General features: G+C 67.9%; 13 protein-coding genes. 8 read left to right on the top strand and 5 right to left on the bottom strand.

The window, feature by feature from the left end; translation table 11 throughout:
- Positions 1-47: 47 nt before the first annotated feature.
- Positions 48-932, bottom strand: coding sequence for a fumarylacetoacetate hydrolase family protein (locus ASF28_RS15400; RefSeq protein WP_056094422.1), 885 nt, complete (start codon positions 930-932; stop codon positions 48-50).
- Positions 933-1,311: 379 nt separating this feature from the next.
- Here ASF28_RS15400 and ASF28_RS15395 point away from each other — a divergent pair, with 379 nt between their 5' ends.
- Both ASF28_RS15395 and ASF28_RS15390 read left to right on the top strand, forming a co-directional pair.
- On the top strand, positions 1,312-2,631 hold the full coding sequence (locus tag ASF28_RS15395) for an OmpP1/FadL family transporter (protein ID WP_056094420.1): 1,320 nt from the start codon (positions 1,312-1,314) through the stop codon (positions 2,629-2,631).
- 454 nt (positions 2,632-3,085) lie between these two features.
- The gene (locus ASF28_RS15390) at positions 3,086-4,315 is read left to right on the top strand and encodes a GGDEF domain-containing protein (RefSeq protein WP_056094417.1); all 1,230 of its coding nucleotides are present in this window, start codon (positions 3,086-3,088) and stop codon (positions 4,313-4,315) included.
- 157 nt (positions 4,316-4,472) lie between these two features.
- On the opposite strand, the gene ASF28_RS15385 is transcribed toward ASF28_RS15390, so the two are convergent.
- Positions 4,473-6,275 (bottom strand): PHA/PHB synthase family protein, encoded by a 1,803-nt coding sequence (locus ASF28_RS15385; RefSeq protein WP_056094414.1) that lies wholly within the window; start codon positions 6,273-6,275, stop codon positions 4,473-4,475.
- Between the two features lie 283 nt (positions 6,276-6,558).
- Between ASF28_RS15385 and ASF28_RS23735 the strand changes: the two genes are divergently transcribed.
- The 4 genes from ASF28_RS23735 (at position 6,559) to ASF28_RS15365 (ending at position 8,965) form a co-directional block, all read left to right on the top strand.
- Positions 6,559-6,759, top strand: a complete 201-nt coding sequence (locus ASF28_RS23735) for a hypothetical protein (RefSeq protein WP_443189742.1) — start codon at positions 6,559-6,561, stop codon at positions 6,757-6,759.
- Between the two features lie 173 nt (positions 6,760-6,932).
- Entirely contained in the window at positions 6,933-8,180 is a 1,248-nt protein-coding gene (locus ASF28_RS15375) for an LL-diaminopimelate aminotransferase (RefSeq protein WP_056095099.1), read from the top strand.
- 139 nt (positions 8,181-8,319) lie between these two features.
- Positions 8,320-8,532 carry a hypothetical protein gene (locus ASF28_RS15370; protein ID WP_056094411.1) on the top strand — a complete coding sequence of 71 codons (213 nt, stop codon included), beginning with the start codon at positions 8,320-8,322 and terminating at the stop codon, positions 8,530-8,532.
- Positions 8,533-8,647: 115 nt separating this feature from the next.
- Positions 8,648-8,965, top strand: a complete 318-nt coding sequence (locus ASF28_RS15365; RefSeq protein WP_082476595.1) for a hypothetical protein — start codon at positions 8,648-8,650, stop codon at positions 8,963-8,965.
- On the opposite strand, the gene ASF28_RS21930 is transcribed toward ASF28_RS15365, so the two are convergent.
- Complete coding sequence (locus ASF28_RS21930; RefSeq protein WP_157085609.1) at positions 8,847-9,386, bottom strand: ribosomal maturation YjgA family protein; 540 nt, start codon at positions 9,384-9,386, stop codon at positions 8,847-8,849. The two genes, ASF28_RS15365 and ASF28_RS21930, sit on opposite strands and share 119 nt — an antisense overlap.
- A 97-nt stretch (positions 9,387-9,483) precedes the next feature.
- Between ASF28_RS21930 and prfB the strand changes: the two genes are divergently transcribed.
- Positions 9,484-10,612 (top strand): peptide chain release factor 2 gene (prfB, locus tag ASF28_RS15360; protein ID WP_157085608.1). Its coding sequence is split into 2 segments (ribosomal slippage): positions 9,484-9,552 and positions 9,554-10,612, totalling 1,128 coding nucleotides; the frame shifts between segments, so codons are not numbered across the junction.
- Positions 10,613-10,624: 12 nt separating this feature from the next.
- Here prfB and ASF28_RS15355 read toward each other — a convergent pair.
- Together ASF28_RS15355 and ASF28_RS15350 are read right to left on the bottom strand one after the other, a co-directional pair.
- A complete protein-coding gene (locus tag ASF28_RS15355; protein WP_056094404.1) occupies positions 10,625-11,827 on the bottom strand; it encodes a M23 family metallopeptidase in 1,203 nt (400 codons plus the stop codon).
- A gap of 100 nt (positions 11,828-11,927) precedes the next feature.
- Positions 11,928-12,395 (bottom strand): peroxiredoxin, encoded by a 468-nt coding sequence (locus tag ASF28_RS15350; RefSeq protein ID WP_056094402.1) that lies wholly within the window; start codon positions 12,393-12,395, stop codon positions 11,928-11,930.
- Positions 12,396-12,557: 162 nt separating this feature from the next.
- Between ASF28_RS15350 and ASF28_RS15345 the strand changes: the two genes are divergently transcribed.
- On the top strand, positions 12,558-15,986 hold the full coding sequence (locus ASF28_RS15345) for a YhdP family protein (RefSeq protein WP_244475046.1): 3,429 nt from the start codon (positions 12,558-12,560) through the stop codon (positions 15,984-15,986).
- The last annotated feature ends 24 nt before the right edge of the window (positions 15,987-16,010 follow it).

Raw genomic sequence — 16,010 nt, 5'->3', positions numbered from 1 at the left:
CACCAAAAGGCGAATCCCGGCCGGAAAATCAAGCCGGCGGGGCGGGATCAGTGGGTCGGCTCGCCCGCCGCCACCCTGGCGGTCCAGTCGTCGAAGGCCACCACCTCCTGGCGCTGGGTGCCGAGGCCGTCGATGCCCAGCGTGATCACGTCGCCGTTCTTGAGGAAGCGCGGCGGCTTAGCGCCCATGCCGACGCCCGGCGGCGTGCCGGTGGTGATGACGTCGCCCGGCATCAGCATCATGAAGTGCGACAGGTAGGCGACGATCTGGGCGACGCCGAAGATCATCGTCGCCGTCGAACCGGTCTGCATCCGCTCGCCGTTCACGTCGAGCCACAGGTGAAGATCGTCGAGGCGCGGGATCTCGTCCAGGGTGACGAGCCAGGGGCCGAGGGGCCCGAAGGTCGGGCAGCCCTTGCCCTTGGTCCAGGTGCCGCCGCGCTCGAGCTGGTATTCGCGCTCGGACAGGTCGTTGCAGAGGCAGAGGCCCGCCACGTAGGACAGCGCCTCGTTGGCGTGGACGTAGGAGGCGCGCGCGCCGACCACGATGGCGAGCTCCACCTCCCAGTCGGTCTTGGCCGAACCCTTGGGGAGGATCACCCGGTCGTTCGGCCCGACGATGCAGGACGGCGCCTTGTTAAACACGATGGGTTCGGCCGGGATGTCGGCGCCGATCTCGGCGGCGTGGTCGGCGTAGTTGAGGCCGATGGCGATGAAGTTGCCGGTGCCGCCGACGCAGGGGCCGAGGCGCGTGTCCGCCGGCAGCAGGGGCAGGCTTTCCGGGTCGATCATGCGAAGCCGGTCGAGCCCTTCCCGCGAGAGGGCGAGGCCGCTGAGATCGCGGAGATGTCCGGACAGGTCGCGCAGTCCACCCTTTGCGTCCACGAGTCCCGGCCGCTCGTCGCCGCTCGCACCGTGCCGCATGAGTTTCATCGCGCGCTCCTTCGCCTGACCCGAGCGACGGCATCGCCCGTCGCGGTCCCAACCGCAAGGGTGACGCAAACCGCCTCACATCGAAACCCCACGCAGGGGTGTCGCCCGAATGCGACACCCGCCGACGGAACGCGGACGCCGATCACTTTTCCGCGGGGGCGCGGAACAATCGTGGATAAGGTTTACATCTAAACCAAAATTCGAGGTCCGCGAACGGATACAGCGGACTCGAAAGATCTACTCGCCGAACACAGTTTAATTCTCTATACACAGTATATTTTACCTAGTTTTCCGCACATTGCGAAGTCGCCGCAAGTACGCCACTCTCCATGTCAAGGTGCCGACAGCGAGCATCGGACAAACGGGTGGGAGCAGCTCCATGGCAGGCAGAATTCGGTCCATCGCCCTCGCGGGCGTCGCGTCGGCGGTGGTTCTGGGCGGCATCGATGGCGCCTCCGCCGGCGCCTTCGGCATCCGCGAGCAGAGCACGCAGGCGCAGGGCGAGGCCTTCGCCGGGGCGGCGGCCGGTTCGGGCGGCGTCTCGTCCATGTTCTGGAACCCGGCCGCTGTGACCATGCGGCCCGGCTGGGTCACGGAGCAGAACCTCACCTTCATCGGCCTGTCCGGACGGATCACGCCCCAGGCCGGCACCAACCCCGCCTTCCTGCCGCTCGGTGGCAGCAACGACATCGGCCAGGGGGCGGTGGTGCCTTCGGGCGCCACCTCGTATCAGCTCAGCGACCGCGTCTGGATCGGCATCCAGACGGGCGCTCCGTTCGGCCTCGTGACCAAGCCGCGCAACGTCTGGGCCGGCGAGGTCTACGGCCGTTCGAACCGGATCTTTACCCTCGCCTTCAATCCGGTCATCGGCTTCAAGGTCAACGAGTGGCTGTCCGTCGCCGCCGGCCCGAACATCGAGTATTTCCGCCTCACCCTGCGCCAGGCCGTGCCGCTGCCCATCAACCCGGCGGCCCTGCCGAGCTCGTTCCTCAAGGGCGACTCGTGGGGCGTCGGCTTCACGGCGGGCGCCCTCGTCACCCCGTGGGAAGGCACCGCCTTCGGCATCGGCTACCGCTCCTCGGTCCACCACGACATCGAGGGCTCCATCGGCGTGCCGCTCCTGGCCCTGGCGCCCTTGGGCGGCCAGGTCACCGCCAACCTCAACACCCCGGAGAAGCTCAGCGTCGGCCTGACCCAGGCGGTCTCGCCCGTGGCCCGCGTCAGCCTCGGGTTCGAGTGGGACAACTGGACCCGGCTCGGCACCATCGGCATCGTCTCGAAGACCCGCGGCGTGCCGGTGAGCTTCCTGCCCCTGAACTACAAGGATGGGTTCACCTACTCCATTGGCGGCGAGTACGACTGGTCGCCAGCCCTGACGCTCCGCGCCGGCGTGGCCTACGAGGAATCGCCCATCGACTTCTCCAACCGCTCCGTACGCCTGCCGGACAACGACCGCGTCAACGTCTCCGTCGGCGCGAGCTACCGCTGGAGCGAGAAGCTGACCCTGAACGTCGCCTACTCGCACCTGTTCCTCGACAAGGCCCGCATCCTGTCGGGGGTGGGACGCGACTACAACGTCCAGAACATCGCCTTCGCGGGCGTGGCCGACGGCAGCGCCGACCTCGTATCGGTGGGCTTTCGCTACGTGTTCGGCGAACCCGCCGCTGCCGCGCCGGCGCCCGTCATACGAAAGTTCTGAGTGCGGGGCTTCCCCGCAAGCGGCGGGACGACCTCGGTCCCGCCGCTCGCTTGCCCGTGAGGCTTTCCGCCCCTCTTCGCCGGACGGAGCCAGCAGATCACCAGAGGCGTCGACCAGCGGTCCTGCCGTTGACCAATCCAATGAACACTCTTTTGCGCGATCAGCAAGAGATCGCGTTTGAAAGCATCGCCTCCTTCGAAAGTAGTACCAATCTAATCCACGAAGTCACACTCTCGATGGAGGGCTATGGCGAACATCCTAACTGACAGTCACACCTCGGCAGCCCTCTGAAGGACCATTCTGGCATTTTTATATTTATAATTACATAAACAACTATGTTTATCGATTATAGGTGATTTTTGAGTTTAATATCTCCGCATAATGCCATAGAGATTGAACAATAGGACTTTGTTTTTCAATATTGATCTGGGCCGCTCCATCGGGCGGATAGAGCGTGAACGTCGAAGAGCTGAATTCCTGGCTGGCACGCTACCAGTCGTTCGGTCTGGTCCGACTGCCACGCGAGTTGGAGGCTTCGTTCATCCGGGACGAGCGCGAGCCCCAGCGCCGGATCGGCTTGGTCGGGCTGATGCTCGGCACCGCGTTTTTCATACTGCTGATGGTCTTCGATTGGATCGTCGACCCCGGACTCTTTTGGATGAGTGTCGGCCTCCGCTTGGGCATCGCGATTCCGATCAACTGTCTCATGATCTGGATCATGCTACATCCGGGGCGTTCGCGTGCAGTTTATCAAGCGGCATCGACCTTGTCCGCATGCAATGCTTGCATCATGTTTTCGATCCTATTCGCACAATCCGACAAATTGGCGGCCCTGACTTACCTATCCGCCAATCTTATCGTGATGGGCTTTACGATCAACTTGCTGGGGCAGTCGACACTTGCCTCGGCAATCGTCTGTGCCGTGAGTGTCTCCTGCATGCTGGGCGCGGCGGCGCTGTCACCGATCTCCAACGGCACGGTCGTGATGACGTACGCACTCGTCGGCGCAATGGTGGCCTTCACGAGCATACTGGCAAACCATTGCCTCCAGAACGAACGCCGCCGCAACTATGTGACGACGCTTCGGGAGGAAATTCGTCTCGAACAGATCGCCCGTCAGCAGGCCGTTATGGAGAAGCTGGCCACGATCGATCCGCTGACCCAGATCGCGAACCGTCGCGGCTTCGATGCGCAACTCGATGACGCCCTGGCGCACGCGATCCACGGCACCCTGTCCGTGGCGATGATCGACATCGATTGCTTCAAGAAGTTCAACGACACGTACGGCCATCTCGAAGGCGACGATGTGCTGTGCTCGGTTGCGCTCTGCCTGTCGAGAACCTGCGAATCGCTCGCCCTGATCGGGCGCGTGGGCGGTGAGGAATTCGCGATCGCAGCCGTGGACATGCGGCCAGAGGACTTTCACCTCTTGGCGGAGCGGGTTTGCCGTGCCGTGGAAGCCTTGGCCATTCCGCATCGGAACCACGAATCCACGTCCGTCGTCACCGTCAGCATCGGATTGGCGAGCGGGTCCGCCGTGGATCGAATGAACGGCAAGATCCTGTTCCGGGCGGCCGATCAGGCGCTCTATCGAGCGAAGACATCCGGACGCAATCGTATCGTCGCATCGGAGGATACGGAACCCGACAGACCGACGTCGCCGATGTCGTCTTCCGAGTCTTGAGGCGTCCGGACACGACCCGTTCGCGCTCGCCGACGCAAACCGCGCCAGCGATTGGTCGAGAGCCGGACCGCATCCCCGAAAACCATCACCCGAATGATCCGCCCGTCGATGCGGTCCAACCGTTCCCGAGTCGATCGTTCAGGGTACGGGGCGTCGATCAGGCCTTCATCCGTACATACGTTCCCGGCGCCGGCCCGAGGGACGGCAGGCCGGCCTCGCCCGGCACGCGCGCCGGCACCCGGGTGGGGGCCTGATGCTCGAGCCACGAGAACCAGTACGGCCACCACGAACCCTTGGTCTCGGTGGCGGCCGAGATCCAGTCCTCCAGGGTCCCGCTCACGGGGCCGCCGGTCCAGAAGCCGTATTTCGGCTTGGCGGGCGGGTTGACCACGCCGGCGATGTGGCCCGAGCCGGCCAGGACGTAGTCGACGGGGCCACCGAACTTGGTCGAGCCCTCGAACACCGACACGGCAGGAGCGATGTGGTCCTCGCGAGTCGCGAGGTTGAAGACCGGCACTTCGACCTTCTTCAGGTCGAGGCGGACGTTGCCGAGCATCATCTTGCCCTGCGCCAGGGTGTTCTCGAGGTAGCAGTTGCGCAGGTAGAACGAGTGGTTGGCCGCCGGCATCCGGGTGGCGTCGGCGTTCCAATACAGGAGATCGAAGGGCATCGGCGTCTTGCCCTTGACGTAGTTGTTCACGACGTAGGACCAGATCAGGTCGTTGGGCCGCAGCATGTTGAACGCGGTCGCCATGCCGGTGCCCTCGAGGTAGCCGCGCTTCTTCATGCGGGCCTCGATGAGGCGGATCTGGGTCTCGTCGGCGAACACCTTCAAGTCGCCCGCATGGGTGAAATCGACCTGGGTGGTGAGGAAGGTGGCGCTCTTGATGCGCTTGTTGCCGGTGGCCGCCTGCATCGCCAGGGTGACGGCGAGCAGGGTGCCGCCGACGCAGTAGCCCGCCGCCGCCACCTCGCTCTCGCCCGTGGCGATGCCGATGGCGTCGATGGCGGCCTCGATGCCCTCGCGCATGTAGGCCTCGAAATCCTTGTCGGCGTGGCGCTCGTCGGGGTTCACCCACGAGATGCAGAACACCGTCAGCCCCTGCGCGACCATCCAGGCGATGAGGCTTTTGGCCGGATTGAGATCGAGGATATAGAACTTGTTGATCCACGGCGGCACGATGAGGAACGGGCGCTTGATCACCGTCTCGGTGGTGGGCGCGTACTGGATCAGCTCCATCAGGTCGTTGCGAAAAACCACCTCGCCGGGGGTCACCGCCACGTTGACGCCGACCTCGAAGCCCGCCGCCGGGTCGGTCTGGCGCACACGCAGCTGGCCCTTGCCGGCCTCGATGTCCTCGGCGAGCATCTTCATGCCGCGAACGAGGTTGGCGCCGTTCTCGTCCAGGGTGTGGCGGATGAGTTCGGGGTTGGTCATCACGAAGTTCGACGGCGACAGGGCGCCGACGATCTGGCGCAGGTAGAACTGCGCCTTGTGCCGGGTGTGCTCGTCGATCCCGTCGGCCTCGTCCACCAGCCCCTCGGCCCAGCGCGAGGTGATGAGGTAGCTCTGCTTGATGAAATCGAAGACCGGGTTCGTCGACCACTCGGCATGGGCGAAGCGCGTGTCCTTGGCCTCCGGCACGGCGACGGGCTGGGCCGCCTCACCCTGGAAGCGGTTCCAGGTCTGGCCCCACAGGCTGATGAAGGCTTCGCTCAGCTTGGCCTGGGCCTCGACGGTCTTCTGCGGGTCGACGAGCCAGCGCTCGGCCACGGTGCCCAGCGTCCGCACCACATCGTTGACCTCTTCGGGCGGCTCAGGGGGCGCCTTCAGGACATCGACGTCGGTCGCCGGCTTCATGTAGACGGCGGCGGCGCGCCCGAATTCCTCCATGAGCCGGCTGGCATTGCGCGACAGGGCGTCGATGTCGGGCAGCGGCGTCGTCCGTTCGGTCGTCACGCGTGCTTCTCTCCCTGGCCGGAGGCGCGTTCGCGAGAGACCGGCACCCGCGTGGGCGACGGCGGCTCGGGGCCTCGTTTCCGACAAATTAACGCGGCATCGCGAACTTACGCCAGACCGCATCGCATTTCATCGGCCCCCATCCGTCATGAACAGGCCCTCGATTCACGCCGTCGCGACCGCCGCCTGCCTCTCTGCCGTGGCGGGGCTCGCGGGTGCCTGCTCGAGCGACCTCAACCCCTTGAAAGCGGCCTACCAACCGGGACCGGCGGCGCCGGCCTTCGTGACCGAGTCACGCAAGGCGGGGGGTAATTTCCTGCCCGTGGGCGTCTCGGCGCCGGCCCGCCCGATCCGGGCGAAATCGGCCGAGGGCACCAAGGCCCTGGAAGCCGAACTCATGGGCGCGCGGGGCCGCAACGAGGCGCAGGGCCGTTCGGCCGAGAGCGCGGGCCGCGCCACCCGCCCGGCCTCCGCGACACCCTGAAGCATCCGCCAGGGCGGCCGGAAACGAACTTTCCTTGGGGTCGGCGCCAAAAAGATAACGGTCGGCGCTCCACGCGCGAAGTGATAGACCACGCCGGTATCTCCGGGTGATGACAGCCCCTTCCTTTTCGCGCGCCTCGGTCCCGATCCGCGCCCTTGGACACCGTGAAGGCCATGACCGACTTCCATCGCATCAAGCGCCTGCCGCCCTACGTCTTCGAGCAGGTGAACCGGATCAAGGCCCAGGCCCGCGCCAACGGCGCCGACATCATCGACCTCGGCATGGGCAATCCCGACCTCGACGCGCCGAAGCACGTCATCGCCAAGCTGGTGGAGACGGCCGGTCGGCCGCGCACGGACCGCTACTCATCGTCCAAGGGCATCGCCGGCCTGCGTCGGGCCCAGGCGAATTACTACAAGCGCCGCTTCGGCGTGAGCCTGAACCCCGACACCCAGGTGGTGGCGACCTTGGGCTCGAAGGAGGGCTTCGCCAACATGGCCCAGGCGATCACGGCTCCGGGCGACGTGGTGCTGGTGCCAAACCCCAGCTACCCGATCCACGCCTTCGGCTTCCTCATGGCGGGCGGCGTGATCCGCTCCGTGCCGGCCGAGCCGACCCCGGCGTTCTTCCCGGCCATCGAGAAGGCGATGCAGCACTCGATCCCCAAGCCCGTGGCGATCGTGGTCTGCTATCCGTCGAACCCGACGGCCTACGTGGCGAGCCTCGATTTTTACCGGGACCTCGTCGCCTTCGCCAAGCGCCACGAGATCATCATCCTGTCGGATCTCGCCTATGCCGAGGTCTATTTCGACGGCGAGCCGCCGCCCTCCGTGCTGCAGGTTCCGGGCGCCATCGACTGCACGGTGGAGTTCACTTCTCTGTCGAAGACCTTCTCCATGGCCGGCTGGCGCATGGGCTTCGCTGTGGGCAACGAGCGGCTCCTCGCCGCGCTCACCCGGGTGAAATCGTACCTGGACTACGGCGCTTTCACGCCGATCCAGGTGGCGGCGACCGCCGCCCTCAACGGGCCGGAGGATTGCATCGTCGAGATGCGGGGGATCTACCGGAAGCGCCGCGACGCCCTGATCGAATCCTTCGACAAGACCGGCTGGAAGATCCCGAGCCCCTCGGCCTCGATGTTCGCCTGGGTGCCGATCCCGGAGAAGTACCAGTCGCTGGGCAGCCTCGAATTCTCGAAGCTGCTGCTGGAGAAATCCGACGTGGCCGTCGCCCCCGGCATCGGGTTCGGCGAGCACGGCGACAACTTCGTCCGCATTGCCCTCGTCGAGAACGAGCAGCGCATCCGGCAGGCGGCGCGCAACATCCGGCGGTTCTTCGAGACATCGGACCGGACGCTCCACAACGTGGTGCCGCCCGCCGAGCCCTCGACCGGATCGGCGCCCCTCGCCAAGGCCGGCTGACCTCAGATCCGCCGCGCATTGTTGCGCGGCGGCGACAGGGCGCGGCAAAGCGGAAGGCGGGCCGTCGGCGCGGCTTGTCACCCGCGCCCGGCATCCGCAGGGTCGGGCGATGACGCGAGTTTCATTCGCAGAGGATCGCATGCGCCGATTGACCCTCCTTGCCGCGCTGGCGTTCGCCGCGTCGGCCGGCGCCTGCGCCCCGAAGCCCATCGTCGCCCGTGATCCGGTCCCCGCTCCGGCGCCGGGCCTCGGCTATGCCTGCGACTCGCGCCCGACGGTGCTCAACGCGTTCTACACCACCTGCACACCCGTCCAGCGCGAGCGCGACGTGGTGCTCCATTCCAAGGGCTGACCAGACCATCGGTTTCCCACAGGGCGACGCGCGAGCGCCACGGACACGCCGGCGGGTTTGCGCCATGGTCGGCCGGACCTCATCCCCTCGACCCCGCCCATCCCGGAGTTGCCCCGTGCCCTCGATCTTGCGAACCGTCCTCGCCGCCGGCCTCGTCGGCTTCGCGCTCACCGGCCAGGCTTTTGCCGAGGTGCGCTACCTCGCCGCCGACGGCCCCGTCGTGCTGCCCACCGATCTCGGCACGGGCCGGCCGCTTCCCGATGATCCGCGCGCCATCCCGGTGCCCAGCGTGATGAACGGCGGCGGCTTCGGTTTCACCGGGACCGAGTACTACAGCGACAGCCGCAGCGAAGGCCGCCTCGACGGCTCCACCCGCCCGCGCGAATACGTCCTGAATCCGGCCCGCATCGGCCCACAGGATTATCGGCGCTAGGAACGCGGGTCGCCTCTCGGGCGGGTTCGTGTCGCAGGCATGAATCCACGAGGACGGCGACACCGATGCCGGCGGCATAGGCCACGAGATTCCAGGCTGAAAAGATCCGCCCGAGGAGGAGCTGGCCCGCGAGGGTCAGCCGGAAGGCGTCGAGTGCCGGCGCATGGACGAGACGGAACAGCTCGACGGCGAGCGCCGTGACGGCGGCCAGCCCCAGAATGCGGCGACGGGGCCGCGGCCAGAGGGTCGCGACGAGGCCGTAGACCATCGCGCCCCAGAGGATCGACCCACCATACTTCACGAACCCCGGCGGCAATCCCACCGGCACCAGGCGCAGGGCCGTCCCGGCCCCCACGACGGTGAGCGTGGCGGCGAGGAGCGGCAGGCGTCGGAGAAAGGGTGAGGCGGGGTCGCGACTCATATCGGGGGCGCCATCGTGAAGGGCTCCGGCGTTTACACCACGCGGGCGGGTCGGTATCACCCGCGCTCACACCTCGCACACGAGTCCGAAACACCAGATGCGCGCCGAGATCGAACAACTCTCGGATGCCGCCAAGCAGTCGATCGGACTGCTGAGGAGGCATCTTTGACTGGGATACCGTCGAGAAACGCCTCGCGGAGCTGAACGCTGCGTCCGAGGACCCGGCCCTGTGGAACGACGCGGAGGCCGCGCAGACCGTCATGCGCGAGCGCACGCAGCTCGACGAGGCCGTCACCTCCATCAAGCGCCTGTCGCAGGATCTCGAGGATGCCGCGACCCTCATCGAGCTCGGCGAGATGGAGGGCGACCAGGACACCATCCTGGAGGGCGAGAACGGGGTCCGCGCCGTCGAGGCCGAGGCCGCGCGCCGCCAGATCGAGACCCTGCTGTCCGGCGAGGCCGACGGCTTCGACACCTATCTCGAAGTCCATTCGGGTGCGGGCGGCACGGAGAGCCAGGACTGGGCCAACATGCTCCAGCGCATGTACGGCCGCTGGGCCGAACGTCGGAAGTACAAGGTCGAGATCGTCGAGTGGTCGGACGGCGACGAGGCCGGGATCAAGGGCGCCACGCTCCTGATCAAGGGCCACAACGCCTATGGCTGGCTCAAGACCGAGTCGGGCGTGCACCGGCTGGTGCGCATCTCGCCCTACGATTCGAGCGCGCGCCGGCACACGAGCTTCGCCTCCGTGTGGGTCTACCCGGTGATCGACGACCGCATCGTCATCGAGATCAAGGAATCCGACTGCCGCATCGACACCTACCGCTCGTCGGGTGCCGGCGGTCAGCACGTGAACACCACGGACTCGGCCGTGCGCATCACCCACAACCCCACGGGGATCGTGGTGGCGTGCCAGCAGGAGCGCTCGCAGCACAAGAACCGGGCCACCGCCTGGAACATGCTGAGGGCCCGCATGTACGAGGCCGAGCTGAAGAAGCGCGAGGAGAAGGCCAACGCCGAGGCCGCCGCCAAGACGGATATCGGCTGGGGCCACCAGATCCGCTCCTACGTGCTCCAGCCGTATCAGTTGGTGAAGGATCTGCGCACGGGGACCCAGTCCACGGACCCCGACGCGGTGCTCGACGGCGCCCTCGATCCGTTCATGGAGGCGTCCCTGGCCCAGCGCGTCTACGGCGGCGCCGATGCCGTCGAGGACCTCGACTAGACGCCGGACGCGTCAAGGGTCGAGGGCATCGGCCACCCGCAAAAAGCGCTGCGGATCGACGGGCTCACCGTCGATCCGCGTCTCGTAATGGAGGTGGCTCCCCGTCGAGCGCCCCGTGGAGCCGACCCGTCCGACGACGGCGCCGGCCGCGACCCACTGCCCCGGGATCACCGCGTAGGCGGAGAGATGCGCGTAGCGCGTTGCCAGCCCGTGGCCGTGATCGATCTCCACCATGTGGCCGTAGCCGCCGTTGTAATCGGCCACCGTCACACGGCCGGCCGCCGTGGCGCGGGCCGGCTCACCGGTCTCGGCACGCAGGTCGAGCCCCGTATGCAGGGCGTAGCCCCGGGTGAACGGGTCGAGGCGCGCCCCGAAGGTGCTCGACACGGGGGCCGACCCGGCGATGGGCCGGCGCAGGGGCAGGGCCTCCGCGATGCGGCGCAGTCCCGCCGCTTCCGCGACGACGCGCTGCGCCTGCGCCACGGCGAGGCCGAACGGATCGTCGCTCAAGGGGACCAGGGGGCCGCCAAGGCCGGCCTCGCGGGTCTCGAACCGCGACGGGTCGAGGCCGATCCGAGCGACGAGGCCGCGCAGGCGCTGGACCGTGCGGCCGGCATTCGCACCGATTCCCGCGATGGCGCGGGACTGGGCCTCGGCGAGGCCGTCGAGGCGCCGTTCCAGGTGCGCCACGGTGATGCCGGTGCGGCGGGCGGATTCGCGAGCGCCGCGCAGGTCGAGGAAGTCCGTGCTCGGCTCCGGCGTCGGGAACGGTTTGGCCGCCGTGCCCGGGCGCCGCGCAGCGGGATCAAGGGGCGCTTCCTCTTCGACCGTCGTTTCGGGCAGGTGTCGGCCCGGCGCCTCGCCGGCCAGGGTCGAGAGCACGCCCTGGCGCGATTCGAGGGCGGCCTGTCGCCGGGACAGGTCCTTCAGCCGCGTGGCGAGGCCGTCGCGGGTCGTCACCTGCTCCAGGGTCGTCCGTTCGAGCTCGAGGCGCAGGGCCGCGATGCGCGACTCGTAGCCGTACTGCATCGTGCTCTGCTGGGAGACGAAGCGGGCGAGCACCTCGTCATGGAAGATGAGGTAGTAGGTGGCGCCCCCGGCCCAAGCCGTCGCGAGCGCCAGTGCCGCCCCGAGCCCTCGGACAAGACTGGTTCCCGAGCGCATCTTCGCGGGGCGCACCGTCTTGCCGGGTGGCTTACGGGAGATGTGAGGCATCGACGCGCACCTGATTCAACGCGCACCATCTGACCGGATCAGGGTTAACGAAGCCTCACTGCCGCGGGTCTGCGATTCACCATGCCCCCCGCGAGGCGGATCACGCCTGGGCTTGCGCCGCCGCCAGAACCTCTTCGGCATGGCCCAGGACCTTCACCTTGGGCCAGATCCGGACGATGCGACCCGTCCGGTCGAGGAGCATGGTGGTGCGCTCCACGCCCATGTACTTGCGTCCATACATGCTCTTCTCGACCCAGACGCCGTAGGCCTCGAGCATGGCCTTGGTCTCGTCGGAAGCCAGCGGAAAGCTGAGCTCGTATTTCGCCCGGAACTTGTCGTGGCTCCTGACCGAGTCGGGGGAGATGCCGATCACGATCGTGTCTGCGGCCGCGAAGGCCGCGCCCAGGGCGTTGAATCCCTGCGCTTCCAGGGTACAACCGCTCGTGTCGTCCTTCGGATAGAAGTAGAGCACGGTCTTGCGGCCCATGAGGTCCGCCAGGCGGACGGCGCCACCGCCGGCCCCCGGCAGGTCGAAATCGGGAGCCTGATCTCCGGTATCGAGGGACATGATGCCTTCCTTTCGGCCGATTAATGGTGTGCCTGGGGGAAACGCCATGGCCCGGGCCCAGCGCCCGAGACGCCTTTCCCCCACGGACCGCCGCTCGATAGCCCGAGGGTGCGGTCCGATCCAGCGGCTCAAGGATTGATGGTTCAGGACACGGGCACGGGTATGCGACCGGGCCGCGCGGTCGGGCGGCGGCGGCGGCGCTGGCTGTTCTGGCCGGCGTTCGTCCTCGTGCTCGGCCTCGGCGCCGGATTGACCGGCCTCTTCTGGCGCCTGTCGAACGGCCCCCTGCGCATCGACGGCATGTCGGAGCGCGTCGCGTCGGCCATCGCCGGGAGCATCGGTGCGGGCTGGCGCGTGTCTCTGCGCGACAGCGCCCTCGAACTCGACTCCGAAAATTCCCTGGCCCTCAGGGTGGCCGGCCTCGACATCTACAATTCCGAGGGCGCCCTCGTGGTACGGGCACCCCAGGCCGTGGTGAGCCTCGACACCTGGGGTCTCGCCCGGCTCTCGGTGCAGCCGAGGGCCATCGAGTTCCGCGATCTTCAGATGACCGCCCTGGTGCACCGCGACGGCAGCATCGCCTTCGCGGCCTCCGACTCGCAGCAGGCCGGAACCGTCCAGCCCCATACCTTGCCCAGCGTGGACGCGGTGCTGGGCAAGGTCTCGCCGATCTCGGCCACCGTGGCGTCGATCTTCGGCGTCGTGCTCGATTCCGCCGGCATCGTCGGGGCCCTCGACCGGGCGCGCATCACCAACGGCCGTCTCACCCTCATCGATGACGACGCCCGCCAGCGGGCGGTGTTCGAGCACGTCAACGGCCTGTTCCACCGTGACGCCGCCCGCAACGCCCGCGTGTTCGAACTGCGCATCGAGGGCCCGCACGGGGAATGGCGCTTCGGCGGCGACCTGCAGGAGGCCGGCGGTAGCCGCCGCACGGGGGTCATCACCCTCGACGACCTGCCGATCACCGACCTGCTGCTTCTGTCCGGCCAGTCGAAGCTGCCGGTGGAAACCGACCTGAAGCTCTCGGCCAGGGCCGACGTGGCCCTCGACGGCGGGCGGATCGAGACGATGGCGGCCACCATCCGCACCAGCGACGGCAACGTCCTCATCGAGGAGAAGGATTTCAACCCCGTCACCATCGAGAACCTGGAAGCCCGGGTGAGCTGGGACGAGACGGGCCGCGCCATGAAACTCGACGCCCTCGACTACCGCGGCGGCGGCAACTCCGCTCACCTCACCGGAGCATGGGCGGCGGGCGCGCCCGAATCCGATATCGCCTGGACCATGACCCTTGACGGTCGCGACGCGACCCTGCGGGGCGCCAACGGGCAGGACCAGCCCGTCTCCATCGATTCCCTCTCGGCCCACCTCACGGGCCGGGCCGGCGGCATCGCCATCGACGATTTCTCAGTCAAGGCCGGACCGGCGAGCGGGCGGATCACCGGCACCCTGGGCACCACCGCCGACGATGACGGCCTGACCCTTCACATCACCGCCGCGAACACCGACGGGCGCATGGCCCTGCGCCTCTGGCCCGAGCACGTGGCCCCGCCGGCACGCAACTACCTCGTCGATTACCTGCGCGGCGGCCGAGTCGATACCGTCGACATCACCGTCGACATGAGCGGCAGCGAACTCGCCGCCGCGACGCGCGGCGAGCCCATGCCCGACAACGCCGTGCGGATCGCGTTCGCCGTCTCCGACGCGACCCTTGCCGTCACGGCCGATGCGCCGCCCCTGACCCGGGGCCGCGTCACGGGGGTCATCACCGGTCTCACCACCACCATCCGGGGCGTCACGGCCGACCTGCGCATGCCGGACAACCGCATCCTGTCGATCACGGACGGATCCTTCGTGATTCCCCGGATCACCCCGGACGCGGTGGTGGCCCAGATCGGCATGCGCCTCGGCGGCGGGGCCGACGCCCTGGTGTCCCTGATGCAGACGAAGATGTTCAAGAGCCTCACCGGCGTCGATATCGATCCGGCGAGCGTGAAGGGCACGGCCGACCTGCGCATCGACTTCCCGCTCAACCTGAAGCACATCCCGGACCTGCCCGATCTGCCGGTGACCATCGCGGGAACGCTGGCCGACATCGGCGTCGACAAGGCTTTCGGCAAGGAACGCCTCGATGCCGGGCGGTTCACGGTGTCCTATGATCGAGGTGCCTTCGCCCTCAAGGGCGACGCGCGGGTCCAGGGCTCGCCCCTCACCGTGGACCTGCGCCAGCCCAAGCCCGGCGCCCCCGGCGAGGTTCTGGTCAACCTCAGCCTCGACGAGGCCCTGCGCGCCAAGAAGGGTCTACCGGTCAGCCCACAAATCACCGGGTCGATCCCCGTGAAGATCGCCGTACCCATCGGGCGCGCCGGGTCGGGCAAGCCGCCGATCCGGATCGAGGCGGATCTCGCCCGCGCCGGCATCGACGGCGTCGTGCCGGGCTTCGCCAAGCCCGCAGGCAAGCCGGGACGCCTCGCCTTCACCCTGACGGAGAGTGCCGGGGGCGGGTCGTACGAGTTGCGGGACATCGTCCTCGACGCCGCCCCCGCCCAGGCACGCGGCACCGCAACCCTCGGCGCCGACGGCCTGGTCGAGCGGGCCGACCTGTCGAGCCTCAAGCTCTCGCCCGGCGACGACATGCGCCTTCAACTCGAACGCTCGGGGAACAGCTACCGCATCACCGTGAAGGGCGCCGTCGCCGATGCCCGGCCGGTCCTGCGCGGCCTGACCGGCCCGGAGGGCAAGGGCAGGAGCGACCCGACCCCGAAGGACATCGACGCCGACCTCTCGCTCGCCATCCTCACGGGCTTCAACGGCGAGGCCCTGACCAACGCGACCGTCAAGCTCGTCCTGAAAGGCAAGGACGTGCGCTCCGGCCGTATCCAGGGCCGCTTCGGGGCCGCCCCGTTCAGCGCCCAGATCGGCCGCTCGGAGCAGGGCCCGATGCTCACGCTGGACACCCAGGACGCCGGCGCGACCCTGCGCTTTGCCGACATCTACAAGCGCATGTACGGCGGCAAGCTCGTCATGAGTACCGCCCTCAACGACGGGCCGCAGGCGGGCGTCGTGCAGATCCGCAACTTCGTCCTGCGCAACGAGCCGGCCCTGTCGAGCATCATGGCGCAGGGGCCGGCGAGCAGCGAGATCGTCGATGCGCGCGGCCGCAAGCAGATCGTGCAGAACGCCGGCAACGACGTGACCTTCGACCGCCTGCGCGCCAACTTCGTCCGCACCGGTGCCCGGGTCGATTTCACCGACGCGGCGATCTCCAACGCCGCCATGGGCTTCACCCTGAACGGCTACCTCGACACGGCCAAGGAGCGCACGGACATCAACGGCACCTTCGTGCCGCTCTACGGCCTCAACAACGTCGTCTCGCAGCTGCCGATCCTCGGCCAGCTCCTCGGCGGGGGCCACAACGAGGGCCTGTTCGCCCTCAACTTCCGCGTCGCCGGGCGCCTCTCGAAGCCCGATGTCAGCGTCAATCCGCTCTCCGCCCTGGCGCCCGGCATCCTGCGCAAGCTGTTCAGCGCCGGCGGCGGCAACGACGGGATCGCCGGGGCCGCGCCCATGGGCGAGACCGAACGGTAGCAAGCAGCCCGACGGGCGTCGGGC

The organism is Methylobacterium sp. Leaf99, assembly GCF_001422375.1.
Classification (GTDB): Bacteria; Pseudomonadota; Alphaproteobacteria; order Rhizobiales; family Beijerinckiaceae; genus Methylobacterium.
This window is presented reverse-complemented; position numbering and strand designations above follow the sequence as displayed.

Coding starts and splice junctions, on each gene's coding strand:
- ASF28_RS15345 (WP_244475046.1), top strand. CDS start 12,558: ATGCGACCGGGCCGCGCGGTCGGGCGGCGGCGGCGGCGCTGGCTGTTC.
- ASF28_RS15400 (WP_056094422.1), bottom strand. CDS start 932: ATGAAACTCATGCGGCACGGTGCGAGCGGCGACGAGCGGCCGGGACTC.
- ASF28_RS15355 (WP_056094404.1), bottom strand. CDS start 11,827: ATGCCTCACATCTCCCGTAAGCCACCCGGCAAGACGGTGCGCCCCGCG.
- ASF28_RS15370 (WP_056094411.1), top strand. CDS start 8,320: ATGCGCCGATTGACCCTCCTTGCCGCGCTGGCGTTCGCCGCGTCGGCC.
- ASF28_RS15375 (WP_056095099.1), top strand. CDS start 6,933: ATGACCGACTTCCATCGCATCAAGCGCCTGCCGCCCTACGTCTTCGAG.
- ASF28_RS21930 (WP_157085609.1), bottom strand. CDS start 9,386: ATGAGTCGCGACCCCGCCTCACCCTTTCTCCGACGCCTGCCGCTCCTC.
- ASF28_RS15395 (WP_056094420.1), top strand. CDS start 1,312: ATGGCAGGCAGAATTCGGTCCATCGCCCTCGCGGGCGTCGCGTCGGCG.
- ASF28_RS15350 (WP_056094402.1), bottom strand. CDS start 12,395: ATGTCCCTCGATACCGGAGATCAGGCTCCCGATTTCGACCTGCCGGGG.